This window comes from candidate division KSB1 bacterium (assembly GCA_022566355.1).
GTDB lineage: Bacteria > Zhuqueibacterota > JdFR-76 > JdFR-76 > DREG01 > JADFJB01.
Genome location: JADFJB010000110.1, coordinates 1 through 15,691, shown reverse-complemented (window position 1 = coordinate 15,691; position 15,691 = coordinate 1). Strand labels below are relative to the sequence as shown.

Sequence of the window (15,691 nt, the reverse complement as noted above, 5' to 3'; positions counted from 1 at the left end):
TCCATGATAGAACGGTGGGCGAACTTGTAATTTCCACCAGCGTCGCGATTAAGCAGGGAACGACCGGTGAGTTGCCAGTCATTCAGGGGTATGTTCCATTTATTAGCCAGCATAGCGAGTTTATCTTTGGCAATACGTTCAGCGCCGCGTGCTTTCCTTTTGGTGTACAAATCGACTGCCAATCTCTCAGAAAATTTGCGTAAAGGGTCCTTTTTCAAGCCGGGAACAATCCCTTCTTCTCGTATTAACCAGGCTTCGACCATTTCTTCGTATAGTTCAAAAGCATAATTAATATTTCGTCCAGTTGTTACCAAATCATCTATATGTGCCAGCAGCATGGGCCGAATGCTGAGATTGGGAATTTTTTTCACCATCTCCTGGGCGATACCCCGGCGCTTTAACTGCCTCAGCGGATAACGCTTTTTTAAATAAGCTTGAACTTGTTCATTGGTAAATGGCGAAAGATAGAGTTTATGAAAAACAAATTCAGCCTTTTCACCAGCTTCCCGTGGCCCAAACTTAACGATACCGGTTTCTTGAGGAATCTCTTCTTCCTTTGGGAAAAATTGGGTTCTGCAGGTGATCAGGACTTTGGCAAACTCTCTGGATAAGTCGAGCAGAATTCTCAGCCGTTCCACATGATCGACGATGGCGAGCGTGTCTTCATCCAGGGCATCGAGAAATAATACAGTATCCTTTTTGTTCTTAACCCGCACAATCCTCTTATCAGCGTCGGGAATTCCCAAAGGGATGAGTTGGAATTCGAATTTCCGTCGGCGTTTTCTTAAATTACGCGCGTAGTAATTGAGCAAGAAAGTTGATTTTCCCATTCCCGAATCAGCCAGTAAGAATATGTAGCGGTAATCGGTCGGGTTGTTTAAGGCGTCATCTATTGCATCGAAAAGATTCTGCTTTGCGCCATATACAAGTCGAGGTTCTTCCGAGCCGGCCGGATCGAGGCTCTGGCAAAAAGGCTCAATATAATAACGGGTTGAATTTTCAATGACTCCAATTGGATAAAGCTCAGCGCCAAATCTCTTTTTTAAGGATCGGCGATCTCGTTTGTTTTGCAACCAGGGATGTATCTTTGTGATGTATCCAACTGTAATCGCAACCAAGCCGGCTATAATTCCAACAATAGTTGCAATAATTGTTAAAGGGTTGGGATTTGCTAAAAATGAAGAAACTGCAGTTGTATCCGGCGGCATTAAGGTTCCCTGGATTTTTATTTTATTCTGAATATAAAAACTCAGAAAAGCAAAAGCAAGTCTCTAGTGTTTCAAATATCAATTATATTTTTTATGGTAAAAGTAGGATTGGGAAAAATGACAGGTAAAGCCACAGACTTTCAAGGACTAAAAAATGCCACAGACCGGAACAGACTAATACAAGCCACAGACTTACACTAACAAAAAGCAGGTGGATGCAATTTCGAATTTCTAATTTCTAAGCAAACTCTAAAATCAAATTTCAGGATTTTCATAGTAACGCGTACTTATTCGAAAAAAAATTAAGACAGGATTAACAAGATGAACAACATTTACAAAATAATTGATGAAATAGCAAATTGCCTTGAAACCGTTGCAACGGTTATTACAGATTATTTATTAACACCTGGCTTAAGCCAGGTGCTAATAGGATTATCAAAAGATTTCAACCGCTTTAGCGGTTTTTATATTTGCATCATTCAAGGTTACTAATTAGGATTTATCTACATCCGGATCGGCTTTCTTATCCTTCTCTTCGTCAGGTTTGTTCTCGGTTGAAGATTCACTGTCTCTACTCTTTCGTTGTTTTGACCAGGTTTCGATACTCTCCCGAATAGCTTCGCCCAAGTCTTGAACATCGGATGCCCCTTTACGCCAGAAATCTTTGAAGGCATCTGCGCTGGTTGCTGCACCACCACAAAAGGTCTGCCAGGCATTGGAATCTGTTACTTCATCTTCGTAATAAGCTGCCAACTGCCGGCTGGCAATCGCCACTACATTTAATGAACTTCCTGATTCCAGCGGTTCAAATACAGTCGTTTCATTTGGGTCAAGCTGCTTTAAACGTTCCAGGACCCGGTTGTATTGTGCCACACAATATTGTGCAGAATCCGTAGTGTCTTCTGTCCACTCCACATTTAAAGCCATTCGAGCGGTTCGTCGCAACATGTTGACCAGTTTGGTCAGTTCTTTTTCTCTATCCATTTCTTTTCTCCTTCTCTTAATAAATTAATTTGATCGCGCAGCAACTGTTTGCCGCGAAATATTCGCCATTTTATCGTATGCATGGGTACGTTAAGGAAAGCCGTCATTCTTTTTAGAGGCATCTCGTCGAAATACCGCATTCGCATTACCATTGCATATTCTTCGGGTAGCTTTGCTAAGGCCATCATTATTTCCTCATTGCTGTCTTTCCTGTCAATCAGTGGCTGGTTCAGTTCACTTATGTGTTCAAGCAGCATTTCATCAAATTCCACATGTTTGGCTGATTTGTCCTTCTTCCGTTTGATGAATCTTAAAGCACGGTTACGGGCAATAGTCATAAGCCATGCCGCAAATTTATCGGGGTTTTCGATAGAAGGCAAAGCCTTGAATGCGAGTAGTAAAGTATCCTGTGCAACATCTTCGGCATCCGTGAACCCAACAATTGACTGTGCAAAGCGAACGACTGCAGTCCGATAACGCAGCACCAGCTCATTAAAGGCTTCAAAATCGCCAAGAATCGCTGCCACAACAAGAACTTCATCGGGAAGTTCCTTATTTGATTTTTCGTTTGGGTTCCTTAACGATGAATCGCTTTGCAAATGTGAATGGTTATCCTATTATTCGTATTTGAAAAAACCTTTAACTTATTCAACAAAATAGGTGGTTTTATTAGTAAAGATACATAAAAAATAAAAAGGATAGGAGCCACAGACAGCCACAGACTAGTTAAAGCAGATTTTTTAGTATTTCCTCTTGCTTTTGTCAGTGTAAGTCAGTGGCTTGCTTTTGTCTGTGAAAGTCAGTAGCATTATGTCTGTGCAAGTCTGTGGCATTATGTCTGTGCAAGTCTGTGGCTATAAGTCCTTATTTTGTCAACTAAAAAATTATCGGCTTATGAATATCTTTATCCCGCATCGTCATTTTGATCCATCGGTTCCGGAAATGATCGATAATCAGAACAATGACCCCCTTATCTTACGCGATGATTTGAAAAATCTGCAGGTGATCAATCGATTGTTTGGCGGCTTAGCGGCAGTACTGTCGGAGATCAAAAAATTATTGTTGAGAATGGATAAACATGAAGAGATCAGTATTCTCGATTTGGCAACAGGATCTGCAGACCATCCGGTTGCGATTGCTAATTTTCTATATGAAAAAGAGCTAAATTTTAAAATTGTAGCAGTTGATAAGAATCCTGATATTCTTGAAGTAGCCAGACAGCAAACCAAAGATTTTCCGGAAATCCATATTGAAGAACACGATATTTTAAAGCTTCCTTACGGATCAGACAGTTTTGACATCGTGATTTGTTCACTTGCCATTCATCATTTTACAGAAGATGAAGTTATTATCATATTGAATCATATGAATTTAATAAGCAGGGTTGCTTTAATTGTTAACGATTTAAATCGAACCTGGCCTGGCGCCTGGACTACATGGCTTTACACGCATGCAACAACACGAAATCCCATGACTCTTCACGATTCCTATCTTTCGGTCTTGCGCGGATTTACAAAATCTGAACTGGGCAAAATGGCGGTTAAAGCGGGTATTGAAAAGATTACTATTAAAAAACGGCCGTTCTTTCGCCTACTATTAATTGGAGAATAGGTATGCATAGCGAAAGTAGTATTATAATCTATTCAGCTTTAGATAATATTTTCGAAACTGCCGCTGATTTGTCGCTCTGGCCTAAAATTTTACCACATTACCGATATGTCAATTTTTTAGAAAAGAAGTCAACTAAATTCAGGGTTGAAATGGCTGCAAAACGAAATTGGATTCCCATAAAATGGACTTCGGATATTACAATAAATCCAGATAAAAAGGAAATTCATTTTCATCATTTAAAGGCGTTTACCAAAGGTATGGATGTAGTTTGGACATTTACGCAATTAGACAGCGGGGTAGATGTTCGCATTGTGCATGACCTGAAATCTAAAATTCCAATTATCGGAAAATTCATTGCAGAACAAATTGTTGGAAAGTTCTTCATCCATTATGTGGCAAATCAAACACTCATCCATATGAAACAATATATTGAGCAAAAATATGGATCGTAGACGAGTCGTTATAACAGGCATCGGCGCTATTACTCCAATAGGTCATGGCAAGGATGGCTTGTGGAAAGGCGCTAGTGAAGGAGTATCGGGCGCACGGGTTATTTCAAGATTTGATACTTCGCAAATCCGCAATAAAGTGGCAGGTGAAATTATTGACTTTAATCCTTTAGATTTTTTTGATAAAAAATTAGTGAAGCGAATGGATAGATTTTCCCAATTTGCCCTGGCAGCCGGCAATATGGCAGTCGAGGATGCTAAATTGGTTTATGATCAAAAGCAGCCCAATTCACGGGTTGGTGTAACCTTGGGAACAGCGTTGGGAGGAGTTGCCGGTGCAGAAAAGCAGCATAAGGCATTTTTAGAAAAAGGCATTCGCGCGGTAGATCCGAGTTTGGCTCTTACGGTTTTTGGTGGAGCAGGATCAAGTAATATTGCAATACAGTATGGATTCACCGGTCCAAGCAATGCAAATTCAAACAGCTGTTCATCTGGAACAATTGGAATTGGGGAAGGATTTCGGTATATTCGTGACGGCTATGCCGATGCAATGATAACAGGCGGAGCGGAAGCGCCGTTGTTTGAATTAAGTTTTAGCGCCTTTTCTATCATTCGTGCGATGTCTACCAACCCTGATCCCGATTCAGCTTCCAGGCCATTTGATAAAAACCGTGATGGCTTTGTAATGGGTGAGGGGGCTGCAGTTCTTGTGTTGGAAGAATTATCGAATGCTGTTAAACGAGGGGCAAACATTTATTGCGAAGTGCTTGGCTTTTCCTGTAATAATGACGGCTATCATATGGTAGCTCCAAGACCCGACGGTCTGTGTGCAATAAAGGCCATGAAGAATTCATTGCAGGAAGCAAATATAAACATCGACTCCGTGGGCTATATCAATGCTCATGGCAGTTCCACTGCTTTGAATGACAAAACCGAAACTTATGCAATAAAACAGGTTTTTGGCGACAGGGCTTACAAAATTCCAATCAGCGCTACAAAATCGATGCACACCCATTCATTGGGTGCGGCCGGCGCTATCGAAGCAGCCATTAGCGCAATGATCTTTACCCACAACTTTATCCCTCCAACGATCCACCTTGAAAATATTGACCATGATTGTGATCTGGATTATGTTGCAAATAGAGGGCGAGAAGCCACGGTAGATTATATCTTGACCAATTCTTTCGGATTTGGCGGAATTAATTCTGCATTGGTTTTTGGTCGCTACATTCAATAATGCAATCCAATGAATTTCATGTCATAGTGGTAGGTGGCGGACCCGCCGGTTCAACTTGTGCTGCGTTATTAAGCAAAGCCGGTTTAGAAGTTTTACTCATTGACAAAGCGAAATTTCCTCGACAAAAAATTTGCGGAGATTGTATTAATCCGGCAGCCTGGCACATTTTCGATTTGCTGGGGATTAGTGATGAGATCAAAGCCCGAACTCCAAATTTCATAGAATGGATTCGTGTTCATAACAAGAATGGCGAAATTGTGCAAGTTCATCTTAAAAAAAATATCACACCCTTTTTTGCAATGTGCAGGAGTGAATTGGATGATATTTTGCTAAATCATGCGAAAAAATTGGGTGTGATTGTCCTGGATGAAACTCGAGTAGTGGATCTGATTTACGACAGAAAGTGGAATATTTTTATTTCCGGGATAAAAAATAAGAATAATAAAAAAGTTAATGCCAAAATATTAGTCGGCGCCGACGGCAGAAATTCTTTTGTAGCAAGAAAACTAAGCAAGCAATCTCAAAAGAATAAATCGTTCAATAATGGCAAAAGCTTAGATCGTGTTGGCATTCAATGGTTATTGAACAGTCGTGGGTTCGAAAATAATTGTGTTGATTTATTTTTTTATGATTTAGGATATTTTGGCATAGTAGGATTAGGCCAAAATTTAATAAACCTTGCGATGGTAACAACTCCGGGAATTGCAAGGCTTGTTTCTAAGAATCCATTAAAATTCCTGTCAAAAACAATTAAATCCAATAATCCATTCAATCAAATTTTTGGGGAAGTCTCTAAATTTGAGAATTCGCTTACGGCATTTCCAATTAATCCAAGACAACGTCAAACTGAATTTCAGTTTAGCTGTTTAATTGGAGATGCAAGAAAAACTGTGGAGCCGTTTACAGGGCAAGGAATTTACTTCGCTCTTCAAGACGGAGTGATTGCTGCAAAGAGGATTTTGGAACATTTTGGCAATAAAACCGATACCTTGGAATTTTCCAAAATAAATCGATTTTGGGTCAATCATGTATTTTCACCCATCTTAAGAAATTCAGGGGTTACGAATAAACTCATTTCATTTGGATCCGGAAATTTAATACTCACGAAACTGGCTGCAAAAAGTGTGTTTAATAAAATGATATTGTAATCTTATGGAGGACCCTAAATCTTGTACGTTATTTCGTGGCCGGGCCAATCGAGCAGTTTACGATTCTGCCAAAATTATTCGAAGTAATGTCAGAAAATCCCACCATATTCAATAATGAATTTACAACATTCGATTGGGTAACTTCATTTTTTACAATTTTATGATGTGGTTCATTGTAACGGTGGTTTTTGTATTAATGCATAAAAACTTACAGGGAAATATGATCATAAAAAGTTTGAAGGTATTTGGGTTAATATTTTTACTTTTCGCTAGTATTAGTGCAATCTATATGAATCATTACACGCATGCGAAGACATTTTATATTTTAAATATTTTGGATGGTGTGATCGCATTTACGATAGTTGCGTTGGCAAATGGATTGCTTTATCCCAGAATTTTTAAAAAGGAATTGTAGAATGGTTATTTGATTAAGCCAAACTATTATCCTTATCCAAAAATTGCTTTAAAGATATAATAAAAAAATATTGCACCTATGGCTCCTATAGGAATTGTAATAATCCAGGATATAATAATAGTGACCACCACTTGTAAATTTAAAGCCCCAATGCCGCGGGCCAGCCCGACACCGATAACAGCGCCTACAAGCGTATGCGTTGTGCTGATTGGGAGGCCTAATTTAGAAGCTAGGACAATAGTTGTTGCCGCAGCAAACTCCGCAGCAAATCCTCGGGTAGGCGTTAATTCGGTGATCTTTTTACCAATGGTAGCCATCACACGCCAGCCCCAGGTCGCTAAACCGAAAACAATGCCAACGCCACCCAAACCTAAAACCCAAACGGGCACTGTAGATTCCAAATCCACAACACCGGACTTGAGGGTTGCTATAACAGCTGCAAGCGGTCCTACAGCATTTGCAACATCATTTGCGCCATGCGCAAAGGCCACGAATGATGCACTGAGTATTTGAAGAAAAGCAAAAATCCGTTCCACTGTTTTAAATTCGCTGGATCCTTGTTCAACCTTGGTGCCCATTTCAACTTCTTTATGAATGCCTTTAAGGTCAATTAGCATTTGTTCTGCTTGGTCTTTGATTATTCCTGTTGCATTTTCCGAAACCTTGGAGAGATGTTGAATGGCCTTTTCTACATTTTTGTTAACTACTAATGGCTGTCTTATTGTTATTCTATCTTCCGATTGATGATCAGGAATTCGCTTTACCAGGAAAAAACTTACAAAAGCCGCTAATATGCCAACACCAATTGCTATTGATATTGCATCTAAAAAGTCCAGATCTAGTTTCAAATTTTTAAGTCCCTTGAAAACCATCGTCAAAGTGAGTATTGCAAAAACAAAAAACACAATATAAGGCGTCAAGCGTTTGGCAGATCTTACGGGATCGACACTGTAAAAGATAAATCTCCGCAGCAATGTAAAAATTAAAAAAGCGATTGTGCCGCTAAGCAGGGGAGAAACGATCCAACTGGAAAAGATAAATCCAACTTGTTCCCAATCAACGGCATGTATACCTCCTATCACAGCTCCAAAACCCAGGACGGCCCCTACAATGGAATGTGTTGTTGAGACAGGCCAGCCATAATAAGAGGCCACTTGCAGCCAAATAGCTGCTGCTAACAGAGCGCCAACCATGCCGAAAACCAGGTCTAAAGGAGCATTTTGGAAAACCTCCGGGTTAATAATTCCCTTTCTAATCGTTTCTGATACATTCGTACCTACTAAGAAAGCCCCGGCGAATTCCAGAATAGCTGCAATGATGACAGCTCTTTTAATAGTTAATGCGCCAGATCCTACTGATGTGCCCATAGCATTTGCAACATCATTTGCCCCTATACTCCATGCCATATAAAATCCACAAGCAATAGCGAGATAAAGTAATATTGTTTCAACTTCCATATTCGGACATCCTAATCATCAGCTGATATTCTTAAATTCATCGATATGTTTTCCTTTGCTTTATTTTTTAAGATCAAGCAGCATCCTTATTCTATCTGCCAGATTTTCAGAAAGATTCCCCAAAGATGCCATGGCGCGGATTATGCTATTCCACAACATGAAACTGGTATATGGATATTTATCATCTATATTGAACATTTTTTTTCCTAATGATCGCTGCTGTATATCAGCTTCATGCTCCATTAGTGAAACCTCATCTGTCATTCGCCGAACTTTTTCCGCTTCGTTACCGCCAAAAGAAGACGCCAGGAGTTCATCCATCTCACGAATAATTTGATGAGCCATATGAAATGCTTCTATGTTTTTATTCAAGAAAATTTCCAACTCCTTTTCCAAATCAGGTAATGGTTCAAGATTTTTAAGTGTAAAAAGAACCGCAATATCTTCTGCTGTATCAGCAATAGCATCCTGTGTGGCTAAAATTTGAAGTAAATCTCCACGGTCTATTGCAAGAAATAAACCCTTAGGTAAATTATTGCGAATTTTATTTTTAGTAAGATCGGCAGCGTGCTCCAGTTCTGAAATTTCCTCTGCTAGCTGGCTTATTCGTTCAAAATTTTCTTCCTTATAGGTTTTGAAAAGTTCCTCCAATTTACCAATACAAGCTGCAACTTTTTCCATATGCGTTTGTAATGGGGCAAATGGGGAACGAGAGAACAATGCAGAAAACCCTCTCATTGTGCTATCTCCTCTTTATTAGATTTTGTGTCGTAAATTAAAGGAAAAAATATTTCCAATCAAGGAAGTATCAAATAAATTTGACTGCTTTGTTTTTTTATATCAATTAAATTTATTTTATTTTTTCAAAGGAATGATTAATTGTAAACTGATCCAATGTTCATTAGAATTATCATGCCTGGAAATGTAATTCAAATAATAATCGGACTTGTGGTAGGTCTGTCATAATCATTTAAACCACAGTATTTTATAATCTTTGAATGGTATAGCCTGGATCATAACGCAATCGAATAAAGCATTGGTCTTTCAGCATTATTGATATTTGGTTTTTCCTGAATCGTTTTTTAGTTTAGGTCTTTTTTATTACGCGAAATATTCTATGCATTCTTACTTCAACTGCAGCGAACATGGAAATAATTGTAGGTTTTTTCTTCATTAATATCATATTATTTTTCGTAGGTTTCATTTTATAAATTCCAACAGTCATTTTAATAACTTTTGTTTTATTTAAAACTGCGGAATTAGATGAATTCAAATATACTCTGTAATCAGCTTAATAGATCACATCTTAATAGGATATGAAAGTCTGGCTGGTTCTTTTGTGATTGATGTAAAATCGAAACAATTATTACAACGGAGGATTAGAAATATGAACCGAAAATATTTGATTTTGGCATTGGTTGCTTTCAGTTTGCTGAGTATAGTATTAGAAAGTTATGGCCAGGAAGCTCGCCGTCGATGGGAACGAATGTGCGAGATACGGCGGCAGAAATTCGACCTCATCCTGCCAGAAGTCATGCGCGAGAACGGTATAGATATGTGGATCACAATGATGAAGGAGGGCAACCCGGATCCACTATACGAAGACCTGGGTCGTGGCTATACAGGCTCAAAAGGTTACTATATTTTCACCGATCGGGGCGGTGATAGAATTGAGAGGATCGCGATCGGTATTTCAGGGTATATGCTCAAAGAATGTGGCGTTTATGACCAGGTACTGGGAGAGGTCAATCTTCGGAAATTTGTCCAGGATCGAAATCCGAAAACCATTGGCATCAATATTTCCGATCATATTGGCGCTGCCGACGGATTATCACACTCCAGTTATGAATTCCTGAAAAAAGAGCTCGGTGAGACCTATGCATCACGATTGAAATCAGCTGAAAAACTGGTATCGGATTTTCGTTCTCGTCGAGTTGCCTCGGAACTCGTTGCATTCGGTGAAGCAGGAGAGCTCACACGTCAGATCACCGAAACAGCATTGTCGAATGAGGTCATCACACCTGGTGTAACAACCTTGGAGGATGTGGCCTGGTGGATCCAGGATCAGGTTCTGGCTAAAGGCTTGCAAACCTCATTTGACATGCCCTCTGTCTATATAACTGGACCAAAGGGGATCGAAGCCATTTCCAATACACGAATTATCCAACGCGGCGATTTTATGATGACGGACTGGGGATTAGGGTATCTCAATATGTACACAGATGTCAAACGAGTGGCTTATGTCCTAAAGGAGGGGGAAATCGCTGCACCCAAGAACTTGACTGATGCTTACACCACAGCATTGAGCATCCGTGATATTTTGCGAAAGAATATATTGCCTGGAAAAACTGCTGCAGCTACCTACAAAATCTTGAACAAAAAGATCGAAGAGGCCGGCTTTGCCATCATGAAAGAATTCAACAAGCCTTCAGGAGGCGATGCTATAGATGTGATCGTCGGTTGTCATTCTGTCGGTAATCTCGGGCATGGCATCGGACCTTCCATCGCTTTCTTCAATCCGCGCCGGCTGCAATTTGAAATCAAACCCAATAATCTTTTTTCTATCGAGTATTTTGTTTATATTCCATTACCCGAGTGGGGTGGAGCAAAAGTTCGAATCCCTATCGAAGACGATGGGGTAGCCACTACCCGTGGGATAGAATGGTTATACCCGGTAGCTGAGCGAATTCTGCTCATAAAATAAACTTGTTTGTAGAGCACACAACACGGAATAAGTAAGTGTTAACATTATCATTCGAGTGATGGTACAATATTCATGAATATTCTAGAAACAGACCGCCTAATCCTCTGTAAACTCTCTATTGACGATGTGGAATTAAGTGGTCAAATTGTCTGATGATGCGCCGGAAGGAAAGTTATTTGGATTACGGGTTTAATATTATTTGATTTTCCTTTGTTTTTTCGAATCATCTATTTACCTTTTACCTTTTACCTTTTACCTTTTACTTTTTACTTTTTACTTTTTACTTTTTAACTTCTTATTGATTCAACTTAATTTAGATTAAATATATTGCAGGAGCAATGAAGAACGTGAGAATCTATCAAACTTTGTCGCAATACCGGCGGGATTTAACCGATAAAAAAGACTTTAACTAATTGGAGAACAAACATGTTGAAAAAGCTTGTCATTACGGTGCTGGTAAGTGGGGTGGTCCTGATTGTAAATGTTGGACTAAATGCACAACCGAATTTGTCGCCGGATAATGAAATGTTGGCATCTAAAGCTGCATCAGCTCCGGAAACCTATGATGATCTTGTCGACTTCTTTTTTGCCTGGCGTGAATTCCATGCACCAAAAATGATCGATGGCGTTCCGGACTACTCTGTAAAAGCCATGGAACTTCGGCATCGTGAACTTGCTGATTGGCAGAGCCGCCTGGCCGACTTCGATACTACGGGATGGCCAATCGCCCACCAGATCGACTGGTACTTGATCTGGGTAGAAATGAACGGACTGGATTTTGCTCATCGGGTCAAGAAACCATGGTCGCGGGATCCGGCATTTTATGTCTGGTATCATCCATCTCCAACGGATGTTCCCGAGCGTGAGGGACCCAACGCATATGGAAATATTGAACTACCGAACTACCAGTGGCCGCTCTCCGACGACGATGCCGCGGAAATATCCAGCCGGTTGCGCCGGGCACTTGAGGTTTTTAAGCAAGCCAGGATCAACCTGACGGGTAATGCCCGTGATTTGTGGGTTCTCGGTATCCGAAGTATTCATGATCAAAGTAACGATCTCGCAACCCTGGCTAAATTTGTGACTCAAACATATCCGGAGCTTGCTGCTGTGGCGCTTGAGGTTCGTGAGGCATCGAACCAATTTGCAGACTGGCTGGCCGAGCGTGCGTCTTCGAAGACTGGATCATCAGGAGTAGGCAAAGAAAACTATACCTGGAATCTCAGAAACGTCCATCTTTTGCCATATTCCTGGGAGGAAGAAGTACTGCTCATGCAGCGTGAGCTGGCGCGATCCCATACATCGCTTCGACTGGAAGAAAATCGCAATCGTGATTTACCGAAGCTTTCTTTGATCGATAACGCTAAAGACTACGACCGGCTTCTGAACGCGGCGGTAACCGAATACATGGAATTCCTCGAGGAAGAAGAAATCGTACCGATGAAGGGTTATATGGATGCTGCCCTGCGTGCCCGCATCGGGAGTTTTTCGCCATCCGACGGTCTCCGTGGATTCTTCTCGGAGATTGGCTACCGGGATCCCATCATCATGCGTACACACCAATATCATTGGATCGACCTGGCTCGCATGCGCGATGAACCCAATAAAAGTCGGATTCGTCGTACGCCGCTGCTCTACAACATCTTTGACGGTCGCGCCGAAGGGATGGCCACAGGCATGGAAGAGATGATGATGCATGCTGGTTTTCTCGACGATAAACCTCGTGCCCGGGAGTTGATCTGGATCCTGCTGGCCCAGCGTGCTGCTCGGGGTCTTGGCGGCTTATACCAGCACGGCCTGGAAATGAACCACGATGAGGCCACCAAGTTCGCCTCAAAATGGACGCCCTGGGGTTTGCTGCCTGCACAGGGTAGTACGATACAGTGGGAGGAACAGTTCTACCTGCGACAGCCAGCATATGGCACAAGCTATGTAATCGGTAAAATCGAAATTGAAAAACTGATTGCTGAATATGCCCGTCAGCGTGAAGGCAATTTCGTTTTTAAGGAGTTTATGGATGACTTCAATAAAGCCGGCGTCATCCCGGTATCCCTGGTCTACTGGCAGTTGACTGGTGATAAGTCGATGTTGAATGCAGCGATTAGTAAGTAGTAATCGCTCGCAGGTAAGGGATTCAGAATTTGAACCAAACTCCGACATTTACTCAATTCGGTAGCCAGCATTTCGTTTCAGCTATTCTCATTGTTTTAGCAATGATTTTTATTCCCGTTATCATCAGACAAGCCAATTCCAAATCAGTAACTCAAACAACTGCCGTGATTTTGGCCTCAATTTTGTTGGTGTTTAAGGTTGGAGAACCGATTTACAGGATAGCCATCGGGGAAGCATGGCAAACTCAACTTCCTCTCCAGTTATGTGATATTGGCGCTATTGCCATCGCTCTTTTCCTGCTTCGTGAAAACAGTCTCTTGTTTAAACTTGGTTATTTCTGGGGATTGGGCGGCGGCATTCAGTCTATTCTGACTCCCGATTTACAGGTTGGATTTCCGCATATCAATTTTTTCTTTTACTTCATCCCTCATGGTCTAAGTATGGTCTGCGTTTTATACGCAATTGTTGTCTTTAAACATCGACCCTCTTTAAAATCTGTTAGCCAGGTCTTTTTGATCACTTTATTATATGCAGCAATCATATATCCTGTAAACATCCTTCTTGATGCTAATTATCTTTTTTTGATGAGTAAACCCCATGGCACGACGCTGCTTACTTTTCTCGGTCCATGGCCGTGGTATATATTAAGTTTGATGGGCGTGGCATTTTTTGTCTTTTTCATCTACTATAGTCCGTATTTAGTTATTGATTTCATAAAGAGAAGAAAAATCGAGGGGTAAGTGTGAGACACAGAGTAAGGTGTATTATCAAAAAATCGTGAAATCAAGGAATAAAGGCTCAGACGATGAACATCCAGATACGCCCCATGCAACCATCAGACTGGTCTTCTGTTTGTTCTATTTTTGAACAAGGAATAAAAACAGGGCTGGCTACTTTTGAGGTTGGTGTACCATCCTGGGAAGAATGGGAAAAAAATCATATGCAGATCTGCCGGTTGGTCGCCGAAGACAATGAGAGGATTATCGGATGGGCTGCATTGACGTCGGTTTCTCACAGGGATGTATATTCCGGGGTAGCCGAAGAATCTGTTTACATTGCAGAAGAAGCCAGGAGTAAAGGAGTTGGCAGAATTTTATTGCAAGCGCTTATCCAAGAATCTGAAAAAAACGGTATCTGGACTCTCCAGGCTGTCATCTTTCCTGAACATAAAGCCAGCATCGTATTGCATGAGTCATGCGATTTCCGAATAGTGGGGTATCGAGAGAAAATTGGCAAACTGGATGGTAAGTGGAGAAATACCCTGTTAATGGAACGGCGAAGTAAAATTTCAAGCTTGAATTAATTCTCAAAATTCAGTTTCTTAATTTCACCTAAGGCTATAAATTTTCTGTCCCTTCTTTAGCGGCCTTTGCAAATTGGCTACAAATGAAATCAATGTACCAATATTCTGCAACATCACCACCTTCGAACTAATAATGATGAAAAACGTGAAATTTGCTCAAGATGCTTGATTGTTTTCGTTTAATTTATGAATATTGTATTTTGCAACAATCTCAAAGACATAGATTGAATTCATATTTCTGACTTTTATGTTTAAAGTCACATCACAAAATAAAAAGGAGAACCAGGTATGAAGGGAATTGTAGCTTACATTTTTGGACTTGGACTGATGGTGAATGCCGGCCTATTTATTCCCCAGGCAATTAAAATTATCAAAACAAAGAGCGCTAAAGAAGTATCACTGATCACATTTGCCGGCTTTAATATCTTGCAGATCACCGGTATTCTGCACGGTATTTATCAAAATGATCCCTACCTTTTGACAGGAATGATTGCCAGTTTTCTTGCCTGTGGTGCGGTTACGGGTTCGGCCATTGTATACAGGAATAAATAAAGAACAATATACAGCGATCAGAAAAAGAGGCGAGTATGATTCGAAATATGATTGAAGAACGAGGAGTGGGCTATGAGACAGACTTCGATGGCGAGGCGGAAATGTCTCCCGAATTGAAGGCTTAAGCGATGCAGTGTTGCTTTTGCGATTACGCTATTGGTCGTTTCTCTGCAAGTTCCAAAATCTTTCGACGATTTAATTTATACTATAAAAAGATTTGTTGCATTCGGCATCTGTTTCGCGTTTCTCATCTGGATTTGGTATAATCATTATATTTATTTCCGTCGCTATGGTTTTACAAAATGCGGTTACCGTCACTTTTAATGAAAGACTGCTTTTTGTGGTATTGTTCTATATTTATCCACTCAAGTTTCTATTTACATTTTTGGTCAATGTCTTTTTTGGCCTTGGGGCGCTGTCCGGAGTTATTGAACGAGGCCAAAGGGGCTCTTTGATGATTATCTATTCAATCGGGTTTATCGCTATTTTCAGTATTTTTGGTTTACTTTAT

General features: G+C 40.6%; 17 protein-coding genes. 12 read left to right on the top strand and 5 right to left on the bottom strand.

The features are described 5' to 3' along the window. Window positions 1–1,208, bottom strand: a 1,208-nt coding sequence (locus IIC38_16195) for a hypothetical protein (GenBank protein MCH8127478.1), incomplete at its 3' end; no start/stop codon positions are given. Between the two features lie 321 nt (window positions 1,209–1,529). Here IIC38_16195 and IIC38_16190 point away from each other — a divergent pair. Next, on the top strand, window positions 1,530–1,700 hold the full coding sequence (locus IIC38_16190; protein MCH8127477.1) for a hypothetical protein: 171 nt from the start codon (window positions 1,530–1,532) through the stop codon (window positions 1,698–1,700). Here IIC38_16190 and IIC38_16185 read toward each other — a convergent pair whose 3' ends face one another. Both IIC38_16185 and IIC38_16180 read right to left on the bottom strand, forming a co-directional pair. Continuing rightward, window positions 1,701–2,192, bottom strand: a complete 492-nt coding sequence (locus tag IIC38_16185; protein ID MCH8127476.1) for a hypothetical protein — start codon at window positions 2,190–2,192, stop codon at window positions 1,701–1,703. Beyond that, entirely contained in the window at window positions 2,171–2,791 is a 621-nt protein-coding gene (locus tag IIC38_16180) for a sigma-70 family RNA polymerase sigma factor (GenBank protein MCH8127475.1), read from the bottom strand. Before IIC38_16180 ends, IIC38_16185 begins: the two co-directional genes overlap by 22 nt. A gap of 295 nt (window positions 2,792–3,086) precedes the next feature. Between IIC38_16180 and IIC38_16175 the strand changes: the two genes are divergently transcribed. The 5 genes from IIC38_16175 to IIC38_16155 all read left to right on the top strand — a co-directional run bounded on the left by IIC38_16175 (window position 3,087) and on the right by IIC38_16155 (window position 7,052). Further along, a complete protein-coding gene (locus IIC38_16175) occupies window positions 3,087–3,803 on the top strand; it encodes a methyltransferase domain-containing protein (GenBank protein ID MCH8127474.1) in 717 nt (238 codons plus the stop codon). A gap of 2 nt (window positions 3,804–3,805) precedes the next feature. Then, on the top strand, window positions 3,806–4,255 hold the full coding sequence (locus tag IIC38_16170; GenBank protein ID MCH8127473.1) for a hypothetical protein: 450 nt from the start codon (window positions 3,806–3,808) through the stop codon (window positions 4,253–4,255). Next, entirely contained in the window at window positions 4,245–5,489 is a 1,245-nt protein-coding gene (gene fabF / locus IIC38_16165) for a beta-ketoacyl-ACP synthase II (protein MCH8127472.1), read from the top strand. Before IIC38_16170 ends, fabF begins: the two co-directional genes overlap by 11 nt. After that, window positions 5,489–6,637: an FAD-dependent monooxygenase gene (locus tag IIC38_16160; protein MCH8127471.1), complete on the top strand. Its 1,149-nt coding sequence runs from the start codon at window positions 5,489–5,491 to the stop codon at window positions 6,635–6,637. The genes fabF and IIC38_16160 overlap by 1 nt, the downstream gene beginning before the upstream one ends. 196 nt (window positions 6,638–6,833) lie before the next feature. Continuing rightward, a complete protein-coding gene (locus IIC38_16155; GenBank protein ID MCH8127470.1) occupies window positions 6,834–7,052 on the top strand; it encodes a hypothetical protein in 219 nt (72 codons plus the stop codon). 32 nt (window positions 7,053–7,084) lie between these two features. Here the strand turns inward: IIC38_16155 and IIC38_16150 are convergent, their stop codons facing one another. Together IIC38_16150 and IIC38_16145 are read right to left on the bottom strand one after the other, a co-directional pair. Further along, window positions 7,085–8,509 (bottom strand): inorganic phosphate transporter, encoded by a 1,425-nt coding sequence (locus tag IIC38_16150; protein MCH8127469.1) that lies wholly within the window; start codon window positions 8,507–8,509, stop codon window positions 7,085–7,087. 60 nt (window positions 8,510–8,569) lie between these two features. Continuing rightward, window positions 8,570–9,247: a TIGR00153 family protein gene (locus IIC38_16145; protein MCH8127468.1), complete on the bottom strand. Its 678-nt coding sequence runs from the start codon at window positions 9,245–9,247 to the stop codon at window positions 8,570–8,572. Window positions 9,248–9,896: 649 nt separating this feature from the next. Here IIC38_16145 and IIC38_16140 point away from each other — a divergent pair. The 6 genes from IIC38_16140 to IIC38_16115 all read left to right on the top strand — a co-directional run bounded on the left by IIC38_16140 (window position 9,897) and on the right by IIC38_16115 (window position 15,504). Further along, window positions 9,897–11,213: an aminopeptidase P family protein gene (locus tag IIC38_16140; protein ID MCH8127467.1), complete on the top strand. Its 1,317-nt coding sequence runs from the start codon at window positions 9,897–9,899 to the stop codon at window positions 11,211–11,213. Window positions 11,214–11,639: 426 nt separating this feature from the next. Continuing rightward, window positions 11,640–13,325 (top strand): DUF885 family protein, encoded by a 1,686-nt coding sequence (locus IIC38_16135; GenBank protein ID MCH8127466.1) that lies wholly within the window; start codon window positions 11,640–11,642, stop codon window positions 13,323–13,325. A 29-nt stretch (window positions 13,326–13,354) separates the two neighbouring features. Next, window positions 13,355–14,065, top strand: coding sequence for a TIGR02206 family membrane protein (locus IIC38_16130; GenBank protein MCH8127465.1), 711 nt, complete (start codon window positions 13,355–13,357; stop codon window positions 14,063–14,065). A gap of 65 nt (window positions 14,066–14,130) precedes the next feature. After that, window positions 14,131–14,628, top strand: coding sequence for an N-acetyltransferase (locus tag IIC38_16125; protein MCH8127464.1), 498 nt, complete (start codon window positions 14,131–14,133; stop codon window positions 14,626–14,628). A 288-nt stretch (window positions 14,629–14,916) separates the two neighbouring features. Continuing rightward, entirely contained in the window at window positions 14,917–15,180 is a 264-nt protein-coding gene (locus IIC38_16120; protein MCH8127463.1) for a hypothetical protein, read from the top strand. A gap of 156 nt (window positions 15,181–15,336) precedes the next feature. Then, window positions 15,337–15,504 carry a DUF1211 domain-containing protein gene (locus IIC38_16115; protein MCH8127462.1) on the top strand — a complete coding sequence of 56 codons (168 nt, stop codon included), beginning with the start codon at window positions 15,337–15,339 and terminating at the stop codon, window positions 15,502–15,504. The last annotated feature ends 187 nt before the right edge of the window (window positions 15,505–15,691 follow it).